Below are 20,744 nucleotides of genomic sequence, written 5' to 3'. Positions count from 1 at the left end.
TTTCGGCCCCTTCCCGTGCATTGGTGTTGTTGCTGCAAATTGCGCACAGGAATATCAAGACACCAGGCAAGGTCCTGCGGACCTTTTCGCAGCCTCGCGGGCTCGGCAGCGGCTACAGGCCAGGGCCGGGCCCGCAAGGTTAAGGGCTAAGCGCTGACGCCGGCGTCCGCCGCCAGGCCCTGAGCCTCGATCGCGCTGATCGCGCATTGCTCATCGATGTCCGAGGTATCGCCACTGATGCCGATCGCTCCCAGCACCGCCCCCGCCTGATCCCGAATCAACACCCCGCCGGGCGCGGGCACCACGCTGCCCTGTCCCAGGCCATTCAACGCACTGATGAACGCCGGGCGCTGCTGCGCATCCAGCGCCAGCAGGCGCGAGCCCTTGCCCAGGGCTACCGCGCCCCAGGCCTTGCCGATGGCGATCTGCGGACGCAACAGGCTGGCGCCATCCTCCCGTTGCAGGGTCACCAGATGCCCGCCGGCATCCAGCACCGCAATGGTCAGCGGGGCCGCGTTGATCTTGCGCCCCGCATTGATGGCCTGATTGGCCAGGTTGACTGCGACTTTCAAGGTTAAAGCGCTCATGGGTGCCGTCCTTATCTTGTTATTGGGAAAGCCTGGTGGAAGCTTCTTGCAGGAGAAGTCCGATACAGCAAATAGAACACAATGAATTTATTTTTTGTATACAATAATTCGAGAAAGGTAGCTCATGCGACAAAAGGACGCCGGTTTATAGGGCCCCATCGAAAGCCGCTACCGTTCAAGAAAATGGATTGACCTGCGCCATCCGCCGTGAATACACTTTGCGCAAAACCACTTGTATACAATTACAAAACGCAAGAGGCACAAAACCATGAGCAAAATGAGAGCAATCGAAGCCGCCGTTCTGGTGATGCGCCGTGAAGGGGTCGATACCGCTTTTGGCATCCCGGGTGCCGCCATCAACCCGCTGTATTCCGCGCTGCAGAAGGTCGGAGGCATCGATCACGTCCTCGCTCGCCACGTCGAAGGCGCCTCGCACATGGCCGAGGGCTACACCCGCACCAAGGCCGGCAACATCGGCGTGTGCATCGGCACTTCCGGCCCGGCCGGCACCGACATGGTCACCGGCCTGTACAGCGCCTCGGCCGACTCGATCCCGATTCTCTGCATCACCGGCCAGGCGCCCCGGGCCCGCCTGCACAAGGAAGACTTCCAGGCCGTGGACATCACCAGCATCGTCAAGCCGGTGACCAAGTGGGCCACCACCGTGCTGGAACCGGGCCAGGTGCCCTACGCCTTCCAGAAAGCCTTCTATGAAATGCGCTCCGGCCGTCCTGGTCCGGTGTTGATCGACCTGCCGTTCGACGTGCAGATGGCGGAAATCGAATTCGACATCGACGCCTACCAGCCACTGCCCCTGGCCAAACCGGCGGCCACCCGGCTGCAGGCGGAAAAGGTTCTGGCCCTGCTGGACCAGGCCGAACGCCCGTTGCTGGTAGCCGGTGGCGGTGTGATCAACGCCGATGCCAGCGACCTGCTGGTGGAGTTCGCCGAACTGACCGGCATTCCAGTGATCCCGACCCTGATGGGCTGGGGCACCATCCCTGACGATCACCCACAGATGGTGGGCATGGTCGGCCTGCAGACCTCCCATCGCTACGGCAACGCCACCCTGCTCAAATCCGACACGGTGCTGGGCATCGGCAACCGCTGGGCCAACCGCCACACCGGCTCGGTGGACGTCTACACCGAAGGCCGCAAGTTCATTCACGTGGACATCGAGCCAACCCAGATCGGCCGGGTATTCACTCCGGACCTGGGCATCGTCTCCGACGCTGGCAGCGCCCTGACCGTACTGCTGGAAGTGGCTCGTGAATGGCAGACCGCCGGCAAGTTGAAAGATCGCAGCGCCTGGCTGCATGACTGCCAGCAGCGCAAGGCCAGCCTGCATCGCAAGACCCACTTCGACAACGTGCCGGTCAAGCCGCAACGGGTCTACGAAGAGATGAACCAGGTCTTCGGCAAGGACACCTGCTACGTCAGCACCATCGGCCTGTCGCAGATTGCCGGTGCGCAATTCCTCCACGTCTACAAGCCACGCCACTGGATCAACTGCGGTCAGGCCGGCCCATTGGGCTGGACCATCCCCGCCGCCCTCGGCGTGGTCAAGGCCGATCCGAACCGCCAGGTGGTGGCCCTGTCCGGCGACTACGACTTCCAGTTCATGATCGAAGAGCTGGCAGTAGGGGCACAGTTCAACCTGCCGTACATCCACGTGGTGGTGAACAACTCCTACCTGGGGCTGATCCGCCAGGCCCAGCGCGGCTTCGAGATGGACTACTGCGTGCAGCTGTCCTTCGACAACCTCAACGCGCCAGAGCTCAACGGCTACGGCGTGGACCACGTCGCGGTCGCCGAAGGCCTGGGCTGCAAGGCCCTGCGGGTGTTCGAACCCAAGGACATCCAGCCGGCCCTGCGCCAGGCCCAGGAAATGCTCCAGACCTTCAAGGTACCGGTGGTCGTGGAGATCATCCTGGAGCGCGTGACCAACATTTCCATGGGCACCGAAATCAACGCGGTCAACGAGTTCGAAGACCTGGCGCTGGTGGGCAACGACGCCCCGACCGCCATTTCCCTGCTCGACTAAACCCTGTAGCCGCGCCCCCAGGCTGCCATCAGGTTCGCAGAACCTGGCCGGGATCTGCCTCGCACCCTCTTCAAGAGGCACTGCCGGGGCAGCTCGACTGCAGCCTTCGCCCGCTCTACAGGCTTCACCGATTCACAGGAGACCACCATGCCGCGTTTTGCCGCCAACCTGTCCATGCTGTTCACCGAACAGGACTTCCTCGCTCGCTTCAAGGCCGCCGCCGATGCCGGTTTCAGCGGCGTCGAATACCTGTTCCCCTACGAATTCAGCTCCGCCGAGATCAAGGCGCAACTCGATGCCCACGGCCTGACCCAGGTGCTGTTCAACCTGCCCGCCGGCGACTGGGGCAAGGGTGAGCGCGGAATCGCCTGCCTGCCCGACCGGGTCGAGGAATTCCGTGCCGGCGTCGACCTGGCCATCGCCTACGCCCAGGTCCTGGGCAACACCCAGGTCAACTGCCTGGCCGGCATCCGTCCCCAGGGGGCTGATGCCGCGTTGCTGGAAAAGACCTTCGTCGCCAACCTCAAGTACGCCGCCGACAAACTGCAGGCGGTCGGCATCAAGCTGGTGATGGAAGCCATCAACACCCGCGACATTCCCGGCTTCTACCTCAACAACACCGCCCAGGCGCTGTCGATCCGCGAACAAGTAGGCAGTGCCAACCTGTTCCTGCAGTACGACATCTATCACATGCAAATCATGGAAGGTGACCTGGCGCGGACCATGGCCAACCACCTCAACCAGATCAACCACATCCAGCTGGCAGACAACCCAGGACGCAACGAACCCGGCACCGGCGAGATCAACTATCGCTTCCTCTTCGAGCACCTGGACAGCATCGGCTACCAGGGCTGGGTCGGCTGCGAGTACAAACCGCTGACCACCACCGAAGCGGGCCTCGGCTGGCTGAAAACCCACAACGCAATCTGAAACCGCCCCCCCCTGTAGGAGCCGGCTTGCCGGCGAACAGGCCCGCAAGCCGTGCTGCGCCTTCGCTGGCCAGCCAGCTCCTACAAGGTCCCGTTGAATAGAGGATTTTTATCATGGCTAAAATCGGATTTATCGGCACCGGCATCATGGGTCATCCCATGGCGGCAAACCTGCAGAAAGCCGGTCACTCCCTGCTGCTCTCGGAACACCACGGCAAGGCCCCGGCCGACCTGATCGCCGCCGGCGCGGTGGCCCTGGCCTCGCCCAAAGAAGTGGCCCAGGAAGCCGAATTCGTCATCATCATGGTGCCCGATACCCCTCAGGTCGAAGACGTACTGCTGCGTGCCGACGGCGTTGCCGCCGGGATCGGCAAGGGCAAGATCGTCATCGACATGAGTTCCATCTCCCCCACCGCGACCAAGGCCTTCGCCGCCAAGATCAACGAGAAAGGCGCGCAGTACCTGGACGCACCGGTGTCCGGCGGTGAAGTCGGGGCCAAGGCCGCGACCCTGAGCATCATGGTCGGTGGCGACAGCCAGGCCTTTGAGCGCGCCTTGCCGCTGTTCCAGAGCATGGGCAAGAACATCACCCTGGTGGGGGGCAACGGTGACGGTCAGACCGCCAAGGTGGCCAACCAGATCATCGTCGCCCTGAACATCCAGGCCGTGGCCGAAGCCCTGCTGTTCGCCTCGAAGAACGGTGCCGATCCAGCCAAGGTGCGTGAAGCGCTGATGGGCGGTTTTGCCTCCTCGAAGATCCTTGAAGTGCACGGTGAACGCATGATCAAGGGCACCTTCGATCCAGGCTTCCGCATCAACCTGCACCAGAAGGACCTGAACCTGGCCCTCAGTGGCGCCCGCGAGCTGGGGATCAACCTGCCCAACACCGCCAATACCCAGCAAGTGTTCAGCACCTGCACCGCTATTGGTGGCGGCAACTGGGACCACTCGGCCCTGATCAAGGGCCTGGAACACATGGCCAACTTCTCGATCCGCGATAAGAAATAAGCAGCGTCCGTAGCCGCTACCCCAAGCAGCGCCAAGGTTTGCAGGAAACGCCTCACGGCGGGCCAGGGACAGGCCCTGCTGACCTTGTCGCCGCCTGAGGTGGCGGCTACACCCGTTTCAAGCCCCCCATAACAAGAAATCCGGGAGCCCGCCATGTCGGTCGATCCGCAACAATTCCTCCGAGAGCTGTTCGCCACAGCCATCGACGCCGCCCATCCGCAACAGGTTCTCGAAGCCCATCTCCCCAGCGACCGCAGCGGCCGCGTCATCGTCATCGGTGCCGGCAAGGCAGCGGCGGCCATGGCCCAAGTCGTGGAACGCAGCTGGCAGGGCGACGTCTCCGGGCTGGTGGTTACCCGCTACGGCCACGGCGCCCCGTGCACCAAGATCGAAGTGGTCGAGGCCGCTCACCCGGTGCCCGACGCGGCCGGCCTGGCCGTGGCCAAGCGGGTACTGGAGCTGGTCAGCAACCTGTCAGAACAGGATCGGGTGATTTTCCTGCTGTCCGGCGGCGGTTCGGCGCTGCTGGCCCTGCCCGCCACGGGCATCACCCTGGCCGACAAGCAGGCCATCAACAAGGCCCTGCTGAAATCCGGCGCCACCATCAGCGAGATGAACTGCGTGCGCAAGCACCTCTCGGCGATCAAGGGCGGACGCCTGGCCAAGGCCTGCTGGCCGGCCACGGTCTACACCTATGCCATTTCCGACGTCCCCGGCGACCTGGCCACGGTCATCGCTTCCGGCCCCACAGTGGCCGATCCGAGTACCTCGGCCGAAGCCCTGGCGATTCTCAAGCGCTATGCCATTGAAGTACCCGCAGCAGTACGCAACTGGTTGCAGAACCCCGACTCGGAAACCGTCAAGCCCGGCGACCCGTGCCTGGAACGCAGCCACTTCCAGTTGATCGCCCGCCCCCAGCAATCCCTGGAAGCCGCCGCGGTCAAAGCCCGCCAGGCCGGCTACAGCCCGCTGATCCTCGGCGACCTGGAAGGCGAATCCCGGGAGGTGGCCAAGGTTCACGCCGGCATCGCCCGCCAAGTAGCCTTGCACGGCCAGCCCCTGGCGGCGCCCTGCGTGATCCTTTCCGGTGGTGAAACCACGGTTACCGTGCGCGGCAAAGGTCGCGGCGGCCGCAACGCCGAGTTCCTCCTGAGCCTCACCGACAGCCTCAAGGGGCATCCCGGGATCTACGCCCTGGCCGGCGATACCGACGGCATCGACGGCTCCGAAGACAATGCCGGGGCGATCATGACCCCGGACAGCTACGCTCGGGCTGCGGCCCTGGGCCTGAGCGCCAGCGACGAGCTGGACAACAACAATGGCTATGGCTACTTCGCAGCCCTGGGCGACCTGATCATCACCGAGCCGACCCGTACCAACGTCAACGACTTCCGCGCCATCCTGATCCTCGAGAACCCCAAACATGACGCCTGACAAGAAAGTCAAAATCCTCGCCACCCTGGGGCCGGCCACCGACAGCATCGAGGACATCCGCGAACTGGTGCAGGCCGGCGTAAACATCTTCCGACTCAACTTCAGCCACGGCAGCCATGCCGACCATGCTCAGCGATATGAGTGGATTCGCCAGATCGAACGCGAGCTGAACTACCCCCTGGGCATCCTCATGGACCTGCAAGGACCGAAACTGCGGGTTGGCACCTTCGCCGAGGGCAAGGCGCAGTTGGTACGCGGCCAGGCCCTGCGCCTGGACCTGGACCCTACGCCGGGGACCGCCCAGCGGGTCAACCTGCCGCACCCGGAAATCATCGCGGCCCTGGAGCCCGGAATGGACCTGCTGCTGGACGATGGCAAGCTGCGCCTGCGGGTCATCGCCAAGCACGCGGACGCCATCGAGACCACCGTGCTCAATGGCGGCGAACTGTCGGACCGCAAGGGCGTCAATGTGCCCCAGGCAGTGCTCGACCTGAGCCCGCTGACCGCCAAGGACCGCCGCGACCTGAGCTTCGGCCTGGAATTGGGCGTGGATTGGGTGGCGCTGTCCTTCGTGCAACGTCCGGAAGACATCCGTGAAGCCCGTACCCTGATTGGCGACAAGGCCTACCTGATGGCCAAGATCGAAAAGCCTTCCGCGGTGGCCCAACTGCGGGAAATCGCCGAACTGAGCGACGCGATCATGGTGGCCAGAGGTGACCTGGGGGTGGAAGTCCCGGCGGAAAGCGTGCCGCAGATCCAGAAGAACATCATCAGCACCTGCCGTCAGCTGGGCAAACCCGTGGTGGTCGCCACCCAGATGCTGGAGTCCATGCGTTTCTCCCCGGCGCCCACCCGAGCCGAGGTGACCGACGTCGCCAATGCCGTGGCCGAAGGCAGCGATGCGGTGATGCTCTCGGCGGAAACCGCCTCCGGGGAATACCCGCTGGAAGCGGTGCAGATGATGAGCAAGATCATTCGCCAGGTGGAAACCGGCCCCGACTACCAGACTCAACTGGACGTCAGCCGCCCCCAGGCCGAAGCCACGGTATCCGACGCCATCAGCTGCGCGATCCGCCGGGTGTGCAGCATCCTGCCCGTGGCGGTGCTGGTGAACTACAGCGAGTCCGGCAGTTCCACCCTGCGTGCCGCCCGGGAACGTCCTTCGGTACCTATCCTCAACCTGACGCCGAACCTGCAGACAGCGCGCCGCTTGAGCCTGGCCTGGGGTGTGCACTCGGTGGTCAATGACCGCTTGCGCCAGGTGGACGAGGTCTGTGCCACGGCCCTGGAAATCGCCCAGGCCCAGGGCCTGGCCAAACGCGGGGATACCGTGGTGATCACCACCGGCGTGCCGTTCGGCCAGCCCGGAACCACCAACTCCCTGCGCGTCGAAACCCTTCTCTGACCCGCCGCAGCGCCCGCGACCTGCAGCGAGCCTCCCAAAGAGGATGCCGCTGGGGTCGAACGCTGCGGTACGACAACCACCGCATTCGCCGACTCTCGTCATGCCTGCACAGTCTTTCAATGCCTTCTGCCCCGACTGGGCCACTGCCTTGCTCAACGGTTTCAGTCAGATTTTCCTCCAGCGCCACCCGCTGTGCGGCCTGCTGTGCCTGCTGGCGATCCTGATCAGCGCCCCGGCCCTGCTCGGGGGCGCCCTGCTGGGTGCCCTGGCCGGCCTGCTCACCGCCCAGCAACGGGGCTATGCCAAGGCCGACCGGCAAGCCGGACTCTTCAGCTATAACGGCGTGCTCCTGGGCCTGCTGCTGAGCCTGTACCTGCCCTGGTCGGTGCTGCTGCCGCCGCTGATCATCGCCGCCGCCGGCCTCAGCGCGATCATCACCCAGCAATGGCTGAAACGGGCCCGCAGCCCCGCCAGCCTGCCGGCCTACACCGCGCCCTTCGTGGGCCTGGGCTGGCTGTTGCTGAGCCTGATGGAACCCATGCAATCCATGCCCCAGGCGGTGCCCGGCCTGTCCCTGTGGAGCCTGCTGAGCGGAGTGTTCCAGGGCCTGGGCCAGATCATGTTCCTCGGTCAGCCTCTGGCCGGATTGTTGATTCTCCTCGGCCTGCTGCTGGCCAACCGCCGCGCAGCGACCTGGGCCCTGATCGGTTCCGCCAGCGGCCTGGCCTTGACACTGCTGCTGCATGAGCCCGGCCGTGCCCTGCTGGGCCTGGGCGGCTATAACTGCGCACTGGTGGCCCTGGCCCTGGGCCAAGGAGCCCGACGTCCGTGGCGGCCACTGGCAGGAATGTGCCTGGCGCTGCTGATCACCCCAGGCATTGTCGCCCTGGGGCTAGCGCCCCTCACCGCCCCCTTCGTCCTGGCCTGCTGGCTGATGCATGTCGCCACCCGGGTCCTGGGGCCAGCGCCTGGGGACCACGCACCTTGCGCTCCCCCGGCAACTCCCCCTAGGCTTCGCTGATCTTTGATTCAGGCGATTCCCATGGTTAACCGCGACAACTGGCGCCAGCGCCTCTACGTGATGATCTTCCAGACCGATACGGTGGCCGGAAGACGCTTCGATACGACCCTGCTGCTGATCATCCTCGCCAGCCTGGTGATCGTGATTCTCGACAGCATCGACGAGGTGCACAGCAACTACGCCGACGTCCTGGCGTACATCGAATGGGGCTTCACCCTGATCTTCCTCATCGAATACGGACTGCGCCTGTATTGCTCCCCCAAACCCCTGCGCTATGCCTTCAGCTTCTATGGCCTGGTGGACCTGCTGGCGATCGTCCCCGGCATCCTCGCCCTGTACTACAGCGACGCCCAGTACCTGTTGATCATTCGTATCATCCGCATGCTGCGGATCTTCCGCGTGCTCAAGCTGTCGCCCTACCTGAAACAGGCCCATTACCTGCTCGATGCCCTGCGCGGCAGCAAGCAGAAGATCCTGGTGTTCCTGCTCAGCGTCTGCACCCTGGTCACGGTGTTCGGCACCCTGATGTACGTGGTGGAAGGCCCGGAACATGGCTTTACCAGTATCCCCAAGGGCATCTACTGGGCCATCGTCACCCTGACCACCGTGGGCTATGGCGATATCGTGCCCAAGACCGTAATCGGCCAGATTATTTCGTCGATGGTGATGATCACCGGTTACTCGATCATTGCCGTGCCTACCGGGATCTTCACCGCGGAGCTGGCCAGCGCCATGCGCGGCGAACAGCTCAAGCACGACTGCCCGGTGTGCCGCAAGAACAGTCACGAACCGGCCGCGGCCTTCTGCTCCCGCTGTGGCAACGCGCTGTTCAAGAAAATGGAATAAGCAAAGTACTTTTTAATCTTTAAAGAGATATAGCGCCCCGGCTATAGTCGGCGGCAAATTGCCTTCACTCTCGAACAAAAGGAATGCGCAGTGAAAAAACTCTTCAGCGCCTCGCTTCTGGCCGCCGGCCTGGCCCTGGGCAGCGTCGCCCAGGCCGCACCGACCCTGCTCAACGTGTCCTACGACGTGATGCGCGACTTCTACAAGGACTACAACACCGCCTTCCAGAAACACTGGAAAGCCGAGCACAACGAAAACATCACCCTGCAGATGTCCTTCGGCGGCTCCAGCAAGCAGGCGCGCTCGGTGATCGACGGCCTGCCGGCGGATGTCATCACCATGAACATGGCCACCGACATCAACGCCCTGGCGGACAACGGCAAACTGGTGCCGGACAACTGGGTAACGCGCCTGCCGAACAACAGTGCGCCCTTCACTTCGGCCACCGTGTTCATCGTCCGCAAGGGCAACCCCAAGGCCCTGAAAGACTGGCCAGACCTGCTCAAGGATGGCGTGCAAGTGATAGTGCCCAACCCCAAGACCTCGGGTAACGGCCGCTACACCTACCTCTCGGCCTGGGGCTACGTGCTGAAGAACGGCGGCGACGAGAACAAGGCCAAGGACTTCGTCGGCAAACTCTTCAAGCAGGCCCCGGTACTGGACACCGGTGGCCGCGCCGCCACCACCACCTTCATGACCAACCAGATCGGCGACGTGCTGGTGACCTTCGAGAACGAAGCGGAAATGATCGCCCGCGAATTCGGCCGCGATCAGTTCGAAGTGATCTACCCAAGCGTCTCCGCTGAAGCCGAGCCGCCAGTGTCGGTGGTGGACAAGGTGGTGGAGAAGAAAGGCTCCCGCGCTGCGGCCGAGGAATACCTGAAGTACCTGTGGTCGCCGGAAGGCCAGGAAATCGCCGCCAACAACTACCTGCGCCCACGGGACCCGAAAGTCCTGGCCAAGTACACCGACCGTTTCCCGAAAGTCGACTTCCTGTCGGTGGAGAAGACCTTCGGCGACTGGCGCAGCGTGCAGAAGACCCACTTCAACGACGGCGGGGTCTTCGACCAGATCTATACCAACGCCAAGTGACGCTGGTAGCCCGATAAAAAAAGCGACCGTGAAGGTCGCTTTTTTTATGCCGCCGATCAGGGAGTCACAGAGCCCGCGCCGAACTGAACTGCGCGGCTTCGGCTGCCTGATAACGCTCATCCAGCACCGCCTCCGCCTCGACTTCGATCAACCACTCCGGCAACGACAGCCCGCTGACGATGATCCATGAGGACGCCGGTGGCTGGCTGGCAAAACGCTCGAGCAATACCGCGCTGATGTGCTCCTGCTGATCCCGCGCCGCTTCGGCGATGTAGATCCGCAACATCACCACATCCGCCAGTTGGCCTCCCGCCTCGGCCAGGACCTTCTCGATATTGTCGAAGGCCTGCTCGGTCTGCTGCCGCAGGCCCGGTCCTACGGTGCGCTCCTGCTCATCCACACCCACCTGACCGGACAGCAGCAGGCGTCGACCGCCGCGCACCTCCACCGCCTGGCTGAAACCGTATTGCAGGGAATTGAACACACTGGCTGGGTTGAACGTTGACTTTTCCATAAGGGACTCCCACCGCACTGAACGACCGGAAACCCTAAACCAAGGCCTCAGCGACTTCCACTGCAAGCGCAGCGCAGCAACATTTGGCAACGCAAGCTTCAGCGCGGGGTTGCCAGCCTTGCGCAGGCTGCCCCCAGGGCCGTGAAGAACATGAGCATGCTATCGAACAAGATGTAAGTAAATGTATCATCAGGCCTCGGCAGCGGCACGCCCCGGCCATCTCCAGAGCCTCATGACTCAGAGATTTATTCCCAGCAGGAATGAATGCTATCGCCCCGCCCTCTCTACTGCGTTACTGCGCGGTCTCTTAACCTCGTTCCATCCTTTCGCCGCCAAGAGAAACCTGATGACTTCCACGACCCAGGTGCTGCCCGCCAGCAACGTGACAATGACCCGAGGCATGGTGCTGCTGTTCGCCTTCTGCTGCGGCGCCATCGTCGCCAACATCTACTACGCACAACCGATCATCGAGCTGATCGCCCCGGACCTGGGCCTGTCCAGCTCCCTGGCCAGCCTGATCGTGTCCCTGACCCAGATCGGCTATGCCCTGGGCCTGTTCTTCCTGGTGCCCCTGGGAGACCTGCTGGAAAACCGTCGGTTGATGATCATCACCACCCTGGTGGCCATCGCCAGCCTGCTGGGGGCTGCGTATACCCAGCAGCCCAACGCCTTCCTCCTGGTATCGCTGCTGATCGGCTTCAGCTCGGTGTCGGTACAGATCCTCATTCCCCTGGCTGCGCACCTGGCCCCCGAGGAGTCCCGAGGACGAGTGGTGGGCGGCATCATGGGCGGCCTGCTGCTGGGGATTCTCCTGGCCCGCCCGGTGTCCAGCGTGGTGACCGATCTCTTCGGCTGGCGCGCAATGTTCATCGCCGCCGCCGTGCTGATGGCCGCCATCAGCCTGGTATTGATGCTGACCATACCCAAGCGCCAGCCGGCCCACAGCGCCACCTACGGCCAACTGCTGCGCTCCCTGGGCGGCCTGCTGCGCCAGCAGCCGGTCCTGCGCCAGCGAGCCTTCTATCAGGGCTGCATGTTCGCCACCTTCAGCCTGTTCTGGACCGCCGCCCCCTTGGAACTGGCACGGCATCACGGCCTGTCACAAAGCCAGATTGCGATCTTTGCCCTGGTGGGCGCCATCGGCGCCATCGCCGCCCCCATCAGCGGACGTCTCGCGGATGCCGGCCATACCCGCATCGCATCGCTGCTGGCCATGCTCCTGGCAGCCCTGAGCTTTATCCCGACACTGATCCATCCCGCCTACAGCGTCATCGGCCTGGCAGTGACCGGGGTGGTCCTGGATTTCTGTGTACAGATGAACATGGTGCTCGGCCAACGGGCGGTGTATGCCCTGGACGCCCACAGTCGCAGTCGCCTCAACGCGCTGTACATGACCAGCATCTTCATCGGTGGCGCCTTCGGCTCGTCGATTGCCAGTGCGGTGTACGAACACGGCGGCTGGCTGGGAGTGGTGCTGGTGGGCAGTGGGTTTCCACTGCTGGCCCTGCTGCGCTTCCTGCTGGTGGCGGACAACCGCCGCGCGGCCAGCGCCTAGGCCGTGCGCCCAGGACTCGGTGAACGTTTTGGCGCACACTCCCCGATTCACCCCTTCTCAACCCAGCAAGGACAACCGATGGACCGCCTGGCCGCGATGGAAACCTTTGTACATGTGGTGGAAAGCGGCTCCTTCTCCGCTGCCGCCCGGCGTCTGAACCTGGGTCAGCCCGCCGTATCGAAAAGCATCGCCCAACTGGAGGCCTATCTGCAGGTGCGGCTGTTGCTGCGCTCCACCCGCGGCCTGAGCCCCACCGAAGCCGGCCTGGCCTTCTTCGAACGGGCCAAACGCACCCTGGAGGAAGCCAGCGAAGCGGAAAATGCCGCCCGGGGCTCGGCCTCCCAGTTGCGTGGCACCTTGCGCATCTGTGCGGCGGTGACCTTCGCCCGCCTGCATATCATTCCTCACCTGGGGCCCTTTCTGGAGCAGCACCCCGAGTTGCAGATCGACGTGGTGATGGATGATCACACCATCAATCTGGTGGAGGCGGGAGTCGATGTCGCCCTGCGCATGGGCAGCCTCGCCGACTCGACCCTCATCGCCCGCCAGATCGCCGAGTGCCCGCGCCTGCTGCTGGCCACTCCCGAGTACTTCGCCGAGCACGGCGAGCCGCAGCATCCCGGTGAACTGACCGGGCATCAAGCGGTGATCTATAGCCGGGGGCCCGGCAATCTCTGGCACTTTTCCCAAGGCGACGACGAGCAACGGGTAAGTGTCAGTGGCAGGGTTCGAGTGAATGCCGCAGAAGGCTTGCGCGAATCGGTACTGGCCCATCAGGGGCTGGCAATGGCCTCGCAATGGATGTTTGCCCCGGAGCTGGCCAAGGGTGCGGTCAAGGCCGTGCTCACGGATTGGCAACTGCCCCGGCAACAGCTGTGGGCGGTGTTTCCCGGCGGGCGCCTGGTGAGTGCCAAGGCCCGGGCGTTCGTGGATTATGTGGAGCAGTTGCTGGAGCGTCTGTGAAACCCCGGCCTCAGATCCGCTCGCGCACCAGCACTTCGATATTCGCCGCCTCACCCCAGCGCCGCAGCCGGTCGATCAGGCTCAGGTCGGTTTCACCCACCAGATACAGGACGTCGATGGTCTGGATAGCGGCCCACTGGACGAACTCACTGCTGTCGAACTCGCCAAGACTGGCGAGCTGGAACTCGTTCTCGTAGAAACCTGGGATCACCGGGACCGGGGTGTCCTGGGGGCTAGCTCCGGCAATGAACGGGCAGGACAGGTGCACTACGCCCCATTGCGCCACACGCCAGTTCCTCAGGGCTTCGTCCAGGCGCGCGCGGGCACCGCGGACAAAGCCCAGGCCGTCGATCACTACCCGCCGGTTGACGATCAGCCACAGCTTGCGCCGGCGCGGCGCCTTGAGCAGTACCTCGCCGGTCACCTTGGACGCCCGCAGCGCCAGGGCGATCACCAGCAGCAAAGGTGCGCAGTAGCCATAGATCCTCTCGGTCTGACTGGCCTCGGTCAGGCCATGCAGACGGTGTACCTCGGCCCGCTGGTGCTCCAGCTCACCGAAGGTGTCCCCCAGACGCTGCAGCCATTGCTGCACCAGAGGCGCTGAATACTCACCACGAAGGTCGCCCAGGGCCTGCTGCACCTTGATCACGGCCAAAGCCGAAAGACGCCCATCGGCAGAACGCTCCAATGTGCCAAAGCGTTCGCACAGGCTGATGACCTGGGCGGCATCCTGGGGCTCATGCAGCTCCAGCGCCGCCTTGCAGTGAGCGCTGCCGAGCATGTCGTCGATCTCGGCCAGCACTCTGCGCTGCGCTGCGTCCCGGGCACTTTGTGCCAGCTGGTAGTCACTCTGGAACCAGTCCACCCGCACCGCCTGGGTGGCGCTGATCAGGGCCAGGGCAGCCAGCAGCAACCAGCCGTAGTCGACTTTCTTCCAGCCGACCTCCCCCAAGCGGAAAACCGAGATCAGGCTCCAGCAGAAGAAGTAGTACATGAAAGCGAAGGCCACCAGCAGGTACACCGGTGCCAGGGACAGATAGATCAGCTCCGGCACGTCCGCCGGCCCCAGGCCGTACAACAGCAACAGGACGCAGACCACGGCCAGCCAGAACACCATCGGCGCGACATAGGGTTTGTTCAGGTCTTTCTTCATCGGGCGCTCAACGGCTGATACTCAGGAACACCCCGCTGTATCGGCCAGCCTGGGCAGGGCTTAAATAATCCGCTGACCATGGCAAGGCCGGCGCCGGCTCTGGCCCGCGCCTGTGCAGTCAGTCAATGGTGTTGGAAATTACTGGAACTGACGCCCCAGCCCTGCGGGTACACCATGGATGTCGGTGTCTTCCCAAGGACCGTCGGGGCTGATGGAGCGGCTCCAGCCGTTGTTCCAACGGTAATAGGTGCGTTGGCGATAGAAGGTGTTGCTCTGGTTATCCAGCACATAGACCCCCAGCCGCGCATCCCAGTGGCTGTGCCCGCCGGGTGGCGGAGCAAAGCTGGCGGAGGTGCGTGGCAGGGGCTTGGCGGCGGGAATCGGCGCCCCGGGCTTGCCTGGCGCAGGAGCCGTGGACGGGGCCGGGCGCGTGCTCGGCCCCGCAGGCGGGATGGGTTCAGAGGAGGTCGGCGCCGGCCGGTGGACCGTACAAGCACTCAACCCCAGGACCAGTGACAACAGGGTGATACGAGCGATGGCGGTCATGGCGGCTTCTCTGATTATTGATCCGGACTGTCGATGGTCAGCTGTTGCGCGGCCGTGGTGCTGCTGGGCAGGGGCTGGCTCTGCCCGATCCACTCGCCGGCCGTTGGCTGGCCGGCACGGGAAATGCGCGCAACCAATTGGACTTCAGGGAAGTTCGACAGTTTCAACTGCGGCATCATCGCGTCGCTATCCCCCAGCTCCACAGTGGCCGGCAGATCGGCGACGGTCAGGCGCTTGGCCGCCAGCGGCGCGGGCGGGCCCTGGGTCGCACGGGCGAAGATGAACACGCTGTCACCCGGCTGGACCTTGGCCTTGAGCTCCGCCGCCAGATCGACCCGGACCTTGAGCAAGGCGCCCTTGGCCTTGACCGCAGGCTCGGCCGCGACCTTGCCACCGGCTGCCAGCAGTTTCTCGCTGGCGCGATCAATGCCTCCCTGCAGCGCGGCACGGGAATTGTCCTGCGGCGGCAGTTGCGCCTGCAGGCGCTTCCAGTAATCGATGGCCTCCTGGAAACGTCCGCCTTCGAAAGCGGCGATACCCAGCAACCCGAGACTGGTGACTTCGTTGGGATCGGCCTTCAACGCTTCATCGGTCAAGCCCTGGACCTTGTCCGACCATTGCTTGTTATCGGCGAAGTACTGAGCCTGGGCCCACTGCCCCAACAGCTCGGGCTGGCGTCCGGCCAGAGCCACGGTACGCTCGAAGATCTTCGCCGCGTCCGCTGGACGGTCCTGGGCCATGTAGGTACGCCCAAGGAAGTACAGGCCCTCGGCAGAATCCGGCTGGGCCGCCACTGCGCGCTCCAGGCGCCGGGTCATTTCTTCCATGGACTGCGGCGCCTGGGCGAACTCCCGGGTCAGCTCGACCTTGTCGCTGGCACCAAAATGCAGGTACAGACCCAAGCCCAGCACCGGCACCAGCAGCGCCGCCAGCAGCGGCAGCGGTTTGCCCAGACGCGAGGTCCGCACTGGGCCGCTGCCTTCGGTGTCCGCCAAGAGTTCCCGGGCCGCTTCCGCACGCCCCGCGTCCATCTGCTCGGCACTGAGCACGCCTTGCGCTTGCTGGCCATGCAGCTCGGCCACGCGCTCTTCATAAAGCGCCACGTTCAGCGCGGTACGATCCTCCTCACGTTGGGCACGACGCTCACGCAATACCGGGATCAACAGGAAACTCAGGGCGATCAGGAGCAGCAGACCTGCTGCAAGCCAGAAATCAATCATGGGGGGTTTTATCCAGCAGTTGGTCGAGGCGCTGACGCTCTTCGACGGAAAGCGTGTTCGGGCTGTCGCTGCGCTCGACGCGACGACGCCGGACTATCACGGCAATGATCACCAGCCCACCCAGCAACAGGCCGGCAGGACCGAACCAGAGCAAGGCGGTCTTGCCGGTCAGGGCCGGCTTGTAACGCACGAAGTCACCGTAGCGATCCACCATGAAGTCGATGATCTGCTGATTGTCCTTGCCCTCGCCGAGCATGCGGAAAATCTCCTTGCGCAGGTCGGCGGCAATCGGTGCATTGGAATCGGCGATGTCCTGGTTCTGGCACTTGGGGCAGCGCAGTTCCTTGGTCAGCTCGCGAAACCTTTCGCGGTCGGTGTCATTGGCGAACTGGTAGGTATCAATGGCAGCGTGGGCCACGCCAGCGATGCTCAGGCCCAGGATGGCGGCGGCTAACCAGCGCTTCATGGCTTGGCCTCGTCTACCAGGGCCTGGTACTTGGCCGCCAGCTGTTCGCGCCACACCACTTCGTCGATCACCCCGACGAACTTGTCACGGATGATGCCCTTGGCATCGATGAAGAAGGTTTCCGGAGCGCCGTAGACACCCAGATTCAGCCCCAGGGAGCCCTCCTCGTCACGCACATCCAACAGGTAGGGATTGTGGAACTCGGCCAGCCACTTCAGGGCGTCGGCATTGACGTCCTTGTAGTTGATGCCGTAGATCACCACGCCCTTCTCGGCCAGCTTGTTCAGCACCGGATGCTCGACCCGGCAGGAAATGCACCAGGTGCCCCAGACGTTGACCAAAGCCGGCTTGCCCAGCAGGTCCGCGCGGGTCAGGGTCTTGTCGCCCTGCACCGACGGCAGGGAGAACTCCGGGAACGGCTTGCCGATCATCGCCGACGGCAGCTCGGCCGGGTCCAGATACAACCCGCGATAGAGGAACACCGCCACCACCAGGAACACCGCCAGGGGCAACATCATCATCCAGCGTCTCATGCGGCAGCTCCTGTCATGCCCAGCGCTTCGCGCACGCGGCTTTTAACCTTGACCCGATAACGCCGATCCATCGCCGCCAGCAAGCCACCGAACCCGGTGAGCAGGCCGCCGAACCAGATCCAGCGCACGAACGGCTTGACGTGTACCCGCACCGCCCAGGCGCCATCCCCCAGGGATTCGCCCAGGGCGACATACAGGTCACGGGTGAAACCGGCATCGATGCCGGCTTCGGTCATCATCGAGCTCTGCACGGTGTACAGGCGTTTTTCCGGGTGCAGCACCGCCACTTCCTTGCCGTTGCGCACCACACGCACAGTGCCCTTGTCGGAAGTGAAGTTCGGCCCTTCGAAATGCTTGGCGCCTTCGAAGATGAACTGATAACCGGCCAGTTCCATGGACTCGCCTGGCTCCAGGCGCAGGTCGCGCTCGGCGCTGTTCTGGCTCGACAGCACCACGCCCAGGGCGCAGATCGCAATGCCCAGGTGCGCCAGCTGCATGCCCCAATAACTGCGAGTCAGGCTTGGCAGGCCCTTGATCAGGCCCTTGTGGCGGGTCTTGTCGAAGATGTCACGCACCCCGGCCAGCAGCACCCAGGCCGCCAGCAAGAAGGTCGCCAGCACCGCCCAGTTGAAGTCGCCGTAGGCAATGCCGGCCACCACGGCCAGGGCCACGCTGCCCAGCAGCACCGGACCGAGCATGCCCAGCAGCCATTTCACCGGGGTGTCTTTCCAGCGCACCAGCACGCCCACCGCCATCACCACCATCAGCAGGGCCATCAGCGGAATGAACAGCGCATTGAAATACGGCGGGCCCACCGACAGTTTGGCCCCGGTCAGAGCATCCAGCACCAGCGGATACAGGGTGCCCAGCAGGATCATCGAGGACGCCACCACCAGCACCAGGTTGTTGCCCAACAGCAGGGTTTCCCGGGACCACAGGTTGAAGCCCACGTGGCTCTTGACCACCGGCGCTCGCAGGGCAAACAGGGTCAGGGAGCCCCCCACCACGAACAGCAGGAAGATCAGGATGAACACGCCGCGCTCAGGGTCCGAGGCAAAGGCGTGCACTGAAGTCAGGACCCCGGAGCGCACCAGGAAGGTCCCCAGCAGGCTCAGGGAAAAAGCGGCAATGGCCAGCAGCACGGTCCAGCTCTTGAATACACCGCGCTTTTCCGTCACTGCCAGGGAGTGGATCAAGGCCGTACCCACCAGCCAGGGCATGAAGGAAGCGTTTTCCACCGGGTCCCAGAACCACCAGCCGCCCCAGCCCAACTCGTAGTAGGCCCACCAGGAGCCCAGGGTGATACCGATGCCGAGGAAGGCCCAGGCGACAATGGTCCAGGGCCGCGACCAACGCGCCCAGGCAGCGTCCAGGCGACCGCCGAGCAGCGCGGCGATGGCAAAGGCGAAGGCCACCGAGAAACCGACGTAACCCATGTACAGCATGGGCGGGTGGACGATCAGGCCGATGTCCTGCAACAGCGGGTTGAGGTCACGACCGTCCGCCGGTACCTGGGGCAGGATTCGCGAAAACGGGTTGGAGGTCATGATCAGGAACAGCAGGAAGCCGGTGCTGATCATGCCCATCACCGCCAGCACCCGGGCCAGCATCACTTGTGGCAACTGGCGCGAGAATACCGACACAGCGAAGGTCCAGCCCCCGAGGATCAGCGCCCAGAGCAGCAGCGAACCTTCGTGGGCGCCCCACACCGCGCTGAACTTGTAGTACCAGGGCAAGGCGCTGTTGGAGTTGCTGGCGACATAGGCCACCGAGAAGTCGTCACTCATGAAGGCGTAGGTCAGGCAGCCGAAAGCGAATACCAGGAACGCGAACTGGCCCCAGGCTGCTGGCTGGGCCAGGCTCATCCACAGGCGGTCGCCGCGCCAGGCGCCCAGCAATGGCACCACGGCCTGGACCAGGGCAAAGCACAGGGCGAGGATCATCGCCAGATGACCGAGTTCGGGAACGAACAGTGCGGAACTCATGGCTTAACCCTCTTTCGCTGGTGTCGGTGCCGACTGGCCGCTGTCTTGCAACGCCTTGGTGACTTCCGGCGGCATGTATTTCTCGTCGTGCTTGGCCAGCACTTCATCGGCCACCACCACGCCATCGGCGTTGAGCTTGCCCAGGGCGACGATGCCCTGCCCTTCGCGGAACAGGTCCGGAAGAATGCCGCGGTAGGTGATGGTCACCGATTTGTTGAAGTCGGTGACCACGAATTTCACGTCCAGGGAGTCGGCGGAACGTTGCAGGGAGCCGGCCTCGACCATGCCGCCGGCGCGAATCCGCGTGTCCAGCGGTGCTTCACCATTGGCAATTTGGGTCGGGGTGTAGAACAGGTTGATGTTTTCCTTCAGCGCGCTGAGGGCCAGGCCGACGGCAATGCCGACGCCCACCAGGATCGCCAGGATGATCAAAAGACGCTTTTTACGCAGCGGATTCACTTACCGTTCTCCCGGCGCAGACGACGCGCCTCTTGTTGCAGATAACGCTTGCGCGCCAGGATCGGCGCCACCAGCTCACGAGCCAGGACGACCAGGCAAATGCCATAGGCCGACCAGACGTAGAGGCCGTGATGGCCCATGGCGAGAAAATCGCTGAAGGATGCAAAGCTCATTGTGCGGTCTCCAGGCTGCGTTGGACTTCGGCCTTGACCCAACTGGTGCGGGCTTCGCGCTTGAGCACCTCAAGGCGCATGCGCAGCAACAGCAGCACGCCAAAGAAACAATAGAAACCCAAGGACGTCAGCAGCAGCGGCAGCCACATTTCCACCGGCATGGCGGGCTTTTCGGTGAGGGTGAAAGTCGCCCCCTGGTGCAGGGTATTCCACCACTCCACCGAGTATTTGATGATCGGGATATTCACCACGCCGACAATCGCCAGCACCGCGCAGGCCTTGGCGGCGCTGTCACGATTGCTGATGGCGGCATTGAGCGCAATCAGACCTGCGTACAGAAACAGCAGGATCAGCATCGACGTTAGTCGCGCATCCCAGACCCACCAGGAACCCCAGGTCGGCTTGCCCCAGATCGCCCCGGTTACCAGGGCCAGGAAGGTGATCGAATGCCCGATGGGCGCCGCGCATTGCAGGGCAACATCGGCCAGTTTCATTTTCCACACCAGCCCGACCACACCGCACACGGCCAGCATGACGTAGCAGGACTGGGCCAGCATCGCCATTGGCACATGGATATAGATGATGCGAAAGCTGTTGCCCTGCTGGTAATCCGGTGGCGCAAAGGCCAGGCCCCAGACCACGCCGATACCGATCAGCAACACGGCGGCGACGCTCAGCCAGGGCAGCAGCTTGCCGCTGATGCCGTAAAACCATTTAGGCGAGCCGAGCTTATGAAACCAAGTCCAGTTCATTCATTGCTTCCATCACGGTTGCTCTTCGCTTTCACGAACAGCCAGGGTCTTTACTGGTT

The 20,744-nt window shown here is 63.7% G+C and carries 21 protein-coding genes; 10 read left to right on the top strand and 11 right to left on the bottom strand.

Annotated elements, in window-relative coordinates; all coding sequences use genetic code 11:
• Positions 1-146 precede the first annotated feature (146 nt).
• Positions 147-587 (bottom strand): GlcG/HbpS family heme-binding protein, encoded by a 441-nt coding sequence (locus tag LOY69_RS08550; protein WP_265074379.1) that lies wholly within the window; start codon positions 585-587, stop codon positions 147-149.
• A gap of 268 nt (positions 588-855) precedes the next feature.
• Here LOY69_RS08550 and gcl point away from each other — a divergent pair, with 268 nt between their 5' ends.
• The 8 genes from gcl (at position 856) to LOY69_RS08510 (ending at position 10,366) form a co-directional block, all read left to right on the top strand.
• Complete coding sequence (gene gcl / locus LOY69_RS08545) at positions 856-2,631, top strand: glyoxylate carboligase (protein WP_102863981.1); 1,776 nt, start codon at positions 856-858, stop codon at positions 2,629-2,631.
• Between the two features lie 147 nt (positions 2,632-2,778).
• The gene (gene hyi / locus LOY69_RS08540; RefSeq protein WP_102878881.1) at positions 2,779-3,561 is read left to right on the top strand and encodes a hydroxypyruvate isomerase; all 783 of its coding nucleotides are present in this window, start codon (positions 2,779-2,781) and stop codon (positions 3,559-3,561) included.
• Positions 3,562-3,674: 113 nt separating this feature from the next.
• Positions 3,675-4,568, top strand: coding sequence for a 2-hydroxy-3-oxopropionate reductase (locus LOY69_RS08535; protein WP_102878880.1), 894 nt, complete (start codon positions 3,675-3,677; stop codon positions 4,566-4,568).
• A gap of 153 nt (positions 4,569-4,721) precedes the next feature.
• Positions 4,722-6,002 (top strand): glycerate kinase, encoded by a 1,281-nt coding sequence (locus LOY69_RS08530; RefSeq protein ID WP_123392150.1) that lies wholly within the window; start codon positions 4,722-4,724, stop codon positions 6,000-6,002.
• Positions 5,992-7,407 carry a pyruvate kinase gene (gene pyk / locus LOY69_RS08525; RefSeq protein WP_102878878.1) on the top strand — a complete coding sequence of 472 codons (1,416 nt, stop codon included), beginning with the start codon at positions 5,992-5,994 and terminating at the stop codon, positions 7,405-7,407. The genes LOY69_RS08530 and pyk overlap by 11 nt, the downstream gene beginning before the upstream one ends.
• A gap of 100 nt (positions 7,408-7,507) precedes the next feature.
• Positions 7,508-8,428: an urea transporter gene (locus LOY69_RS08520; protein WP_265074378.1), complete on the top strand. Its 921-nt coding sequence runs from the start codon at positions 7,508-7,510 to the stop codon at positions 8,426-8,428.
• Positions 8,429-8,449: 21 nt separating this feature from the next.
• Complete coding sequence (locus LOY69_RS08515; RefSeq protein WP_102878876.1) at positions 8,450-9,274, top strand: ion transporter; 825 nt, start codon at positions 8,450-8,452, stop codon at positions 9,272-9,274.
• Positions 9,275-9,364: 90 nt separating this feature from the next.
• A complete protein-coding gene (locus LOY69_RS08510) occupies positions 9,365-10,366 on the top strand; it encodes a sulfate ABC transporter substrate-binding protein (protein WP_110595170.1) in 1,002 nt (333 codons plus the stop codon).
• A 64-nt stretch (positions 10,367-10,430) separates the two neighbouring features.
• Here LOY69_RS08510 and LOY69_RS08505 read toward each other — a convergent pair whose 3' ends face one another.
• Entirely contained in the window at positions 10,431-10,880 is a 450-nt protein-coding gene (locus LOY69_RS08505) for a RidA family protein (protein ID WP_102863988.1), read from the bottom strand.
• A gap of 346 nt (positions 10,881-11,226) precedes the next feature.
• Between LOY69_RS08505 and LOY69_RS08500 the strand changes: the two genes are divergently transcribed.
• A complete protein-coding gene (locus tag LOY69_RS08500; protein WP_110595169.1) occupies positions 11,227-12,435 on the top strand; it encodes an MFS transporter in 1,209 nt (402 codons plus the stop codon).
• 78 nt (positions 12,436-12,513) lie between these two features.
• Positions 12,514-13,398 (top strand): LysR family transcriptional regulator, encoded by an 885-nt coding sequence (locus tag LOY69_RS08495; RefSeq protein WP_102863990.1) that lies wholly within the window; start codon positions 12,514-12,516, stop codon positions 13,396-13,398.
• 10 nt (positions 13,399-13,408) lie between these two features.
• Here the strand turns inward: LOY69_RS08495 and LOY69_RS08490 are convergent, their stop codons facing one another.
• From LOY69_RS08490 to LOY69_RS08450, 9 genes are all read right to left on the bottom strand, one after another.
• On the bottom strand, positions 13,409-14,551 hold the full coding sequence (locus LOY69_RS08490; RefSeq protein ID WP_265074377.1) for a hypothetical protein: 1,143 nt from the start codon (positions 14,549-14,551) through the stop codon (positions 13,409-13,411).
• Between the two features lie 138 nt (positions 14,552-14,689).
• Positions 14,690-15,097 carry a hypothetical protein gene (locus LOY69_RS08485; protein ID WP_102863992.1) on the bottom strand — a complete coding sequence of 136 codons (408 nt, stop codon included), beginning with the start codon at positions 15,095-15,097 and terminating at the stop codon, positions 14,690-14,692.
• 14 nt (positions 15,098-15,111) lie between these two features.
• Positions 15,112-16,317, bottom strand: coding sequence for a c-type cytochrome biogenesis protein CcmI (ccmI, locus tag LOY69_RS08480; protein ID WP_102863993.1), 1,206 nt, complete (start codon positions 16,315-16,317; stop codon positions 15,112-15,114).
• Positions 16,310-16,783 carry a cytochrome c-type biogenesis protein CcmH gene (locus tag LOY69_RS08475; protein ID WP_102863994.1) on the bottom strand — a complete coding sequence of 158 codons (474 nt, stop codon included), beginning with the start codon at positions 16,781-16,783 and terminating at the stop codon, positions 16,310-16,312. The genes ccmI and LOY69_RS08475 overlap by 8 nt, the downstream gene beginning before the upstream one ends.
• A complete protein-coding gene (locus LOY69_RS08470; protein WP_060838164.1) occupies positions 16,780-17,316 on the bottom strand; it encodes a DsbE family thiol:disulfide interchange protein in 537 nt (178 codons plus the stop codon). The genes LOY69_RS08475 and LOY69_RS08470 overlap by 4 nt, the downstream gene beginning before the upstream one ends.
• On the bottom strand, positions 17,313-19,301 hold the full coding sequence (locus LOY69_RS08465) for a heme lyase CcmF/NrfE family subunit (protein ID WP_110595165.1): 1,989 nt from the start codon (positions 19,299-19,301) through the stop codon (positions 17,313-17,315). Before LOY69_RS08465 ends, LOY69_RS08470 begins: the two co-directional genes overlap by 4 nt.
• Positions 19,302-19,304: 3 nt before the next feature.
• A complete protein-coding gene (gene ccmE / locus LOY69_RS08460; protein ID WP_102863996.1) occupies positions 19,305-19,760 on the bottom strand; it encodes a cytochrome c maturation protein CcmE in 456 nt (151 codons plus the stop codon).
• On the bottom strand, positions 19,757-19,933 hold the full coding sequence (gene ccmD / locus LOY69_RS08455; RefSeq protein WP_011060018.1) for a heme exporter protein CcmD: 177 nt from the start codon (positions 19,931-19,933) through the stop codon (positions 19,757-19,759). Before ccmD ends, ccmE begins: the two co-directional genes overlap by 4 nt.
• Positions 19,930-20,685, bottom strand: a complete 756-nt coding sequence (locus LOY69_RS08450; RefSeq protein ID WP_102863997.1) for a heme ABC transporter permease — start codon at positions 20,683-20,685, stop codon at positions 19,930-19,932. The genes ccmD and LOY69_RS08450 overlap by 4 nt, the downstream gene beginning before the upstream one ends.
• Positions 20,686-20,744: the final 59 nt, after the last annotated feature.

The sequence above is a fragment of the Pseudomonas sp. B21-059 genome, from assembly GCF_026016285.1.
GTDB lineage: Bacteria > Pseudomonadota > Gammaproteobacteria > Pseudomonadales > Pseudomonadaceae > Aquipseudomonas > Aquipseudomonas danubii.
Note: the sequence above shows the minus strand (reverse complement) of the source record. Positions and strands in the feature narration are given on the sequence as shown.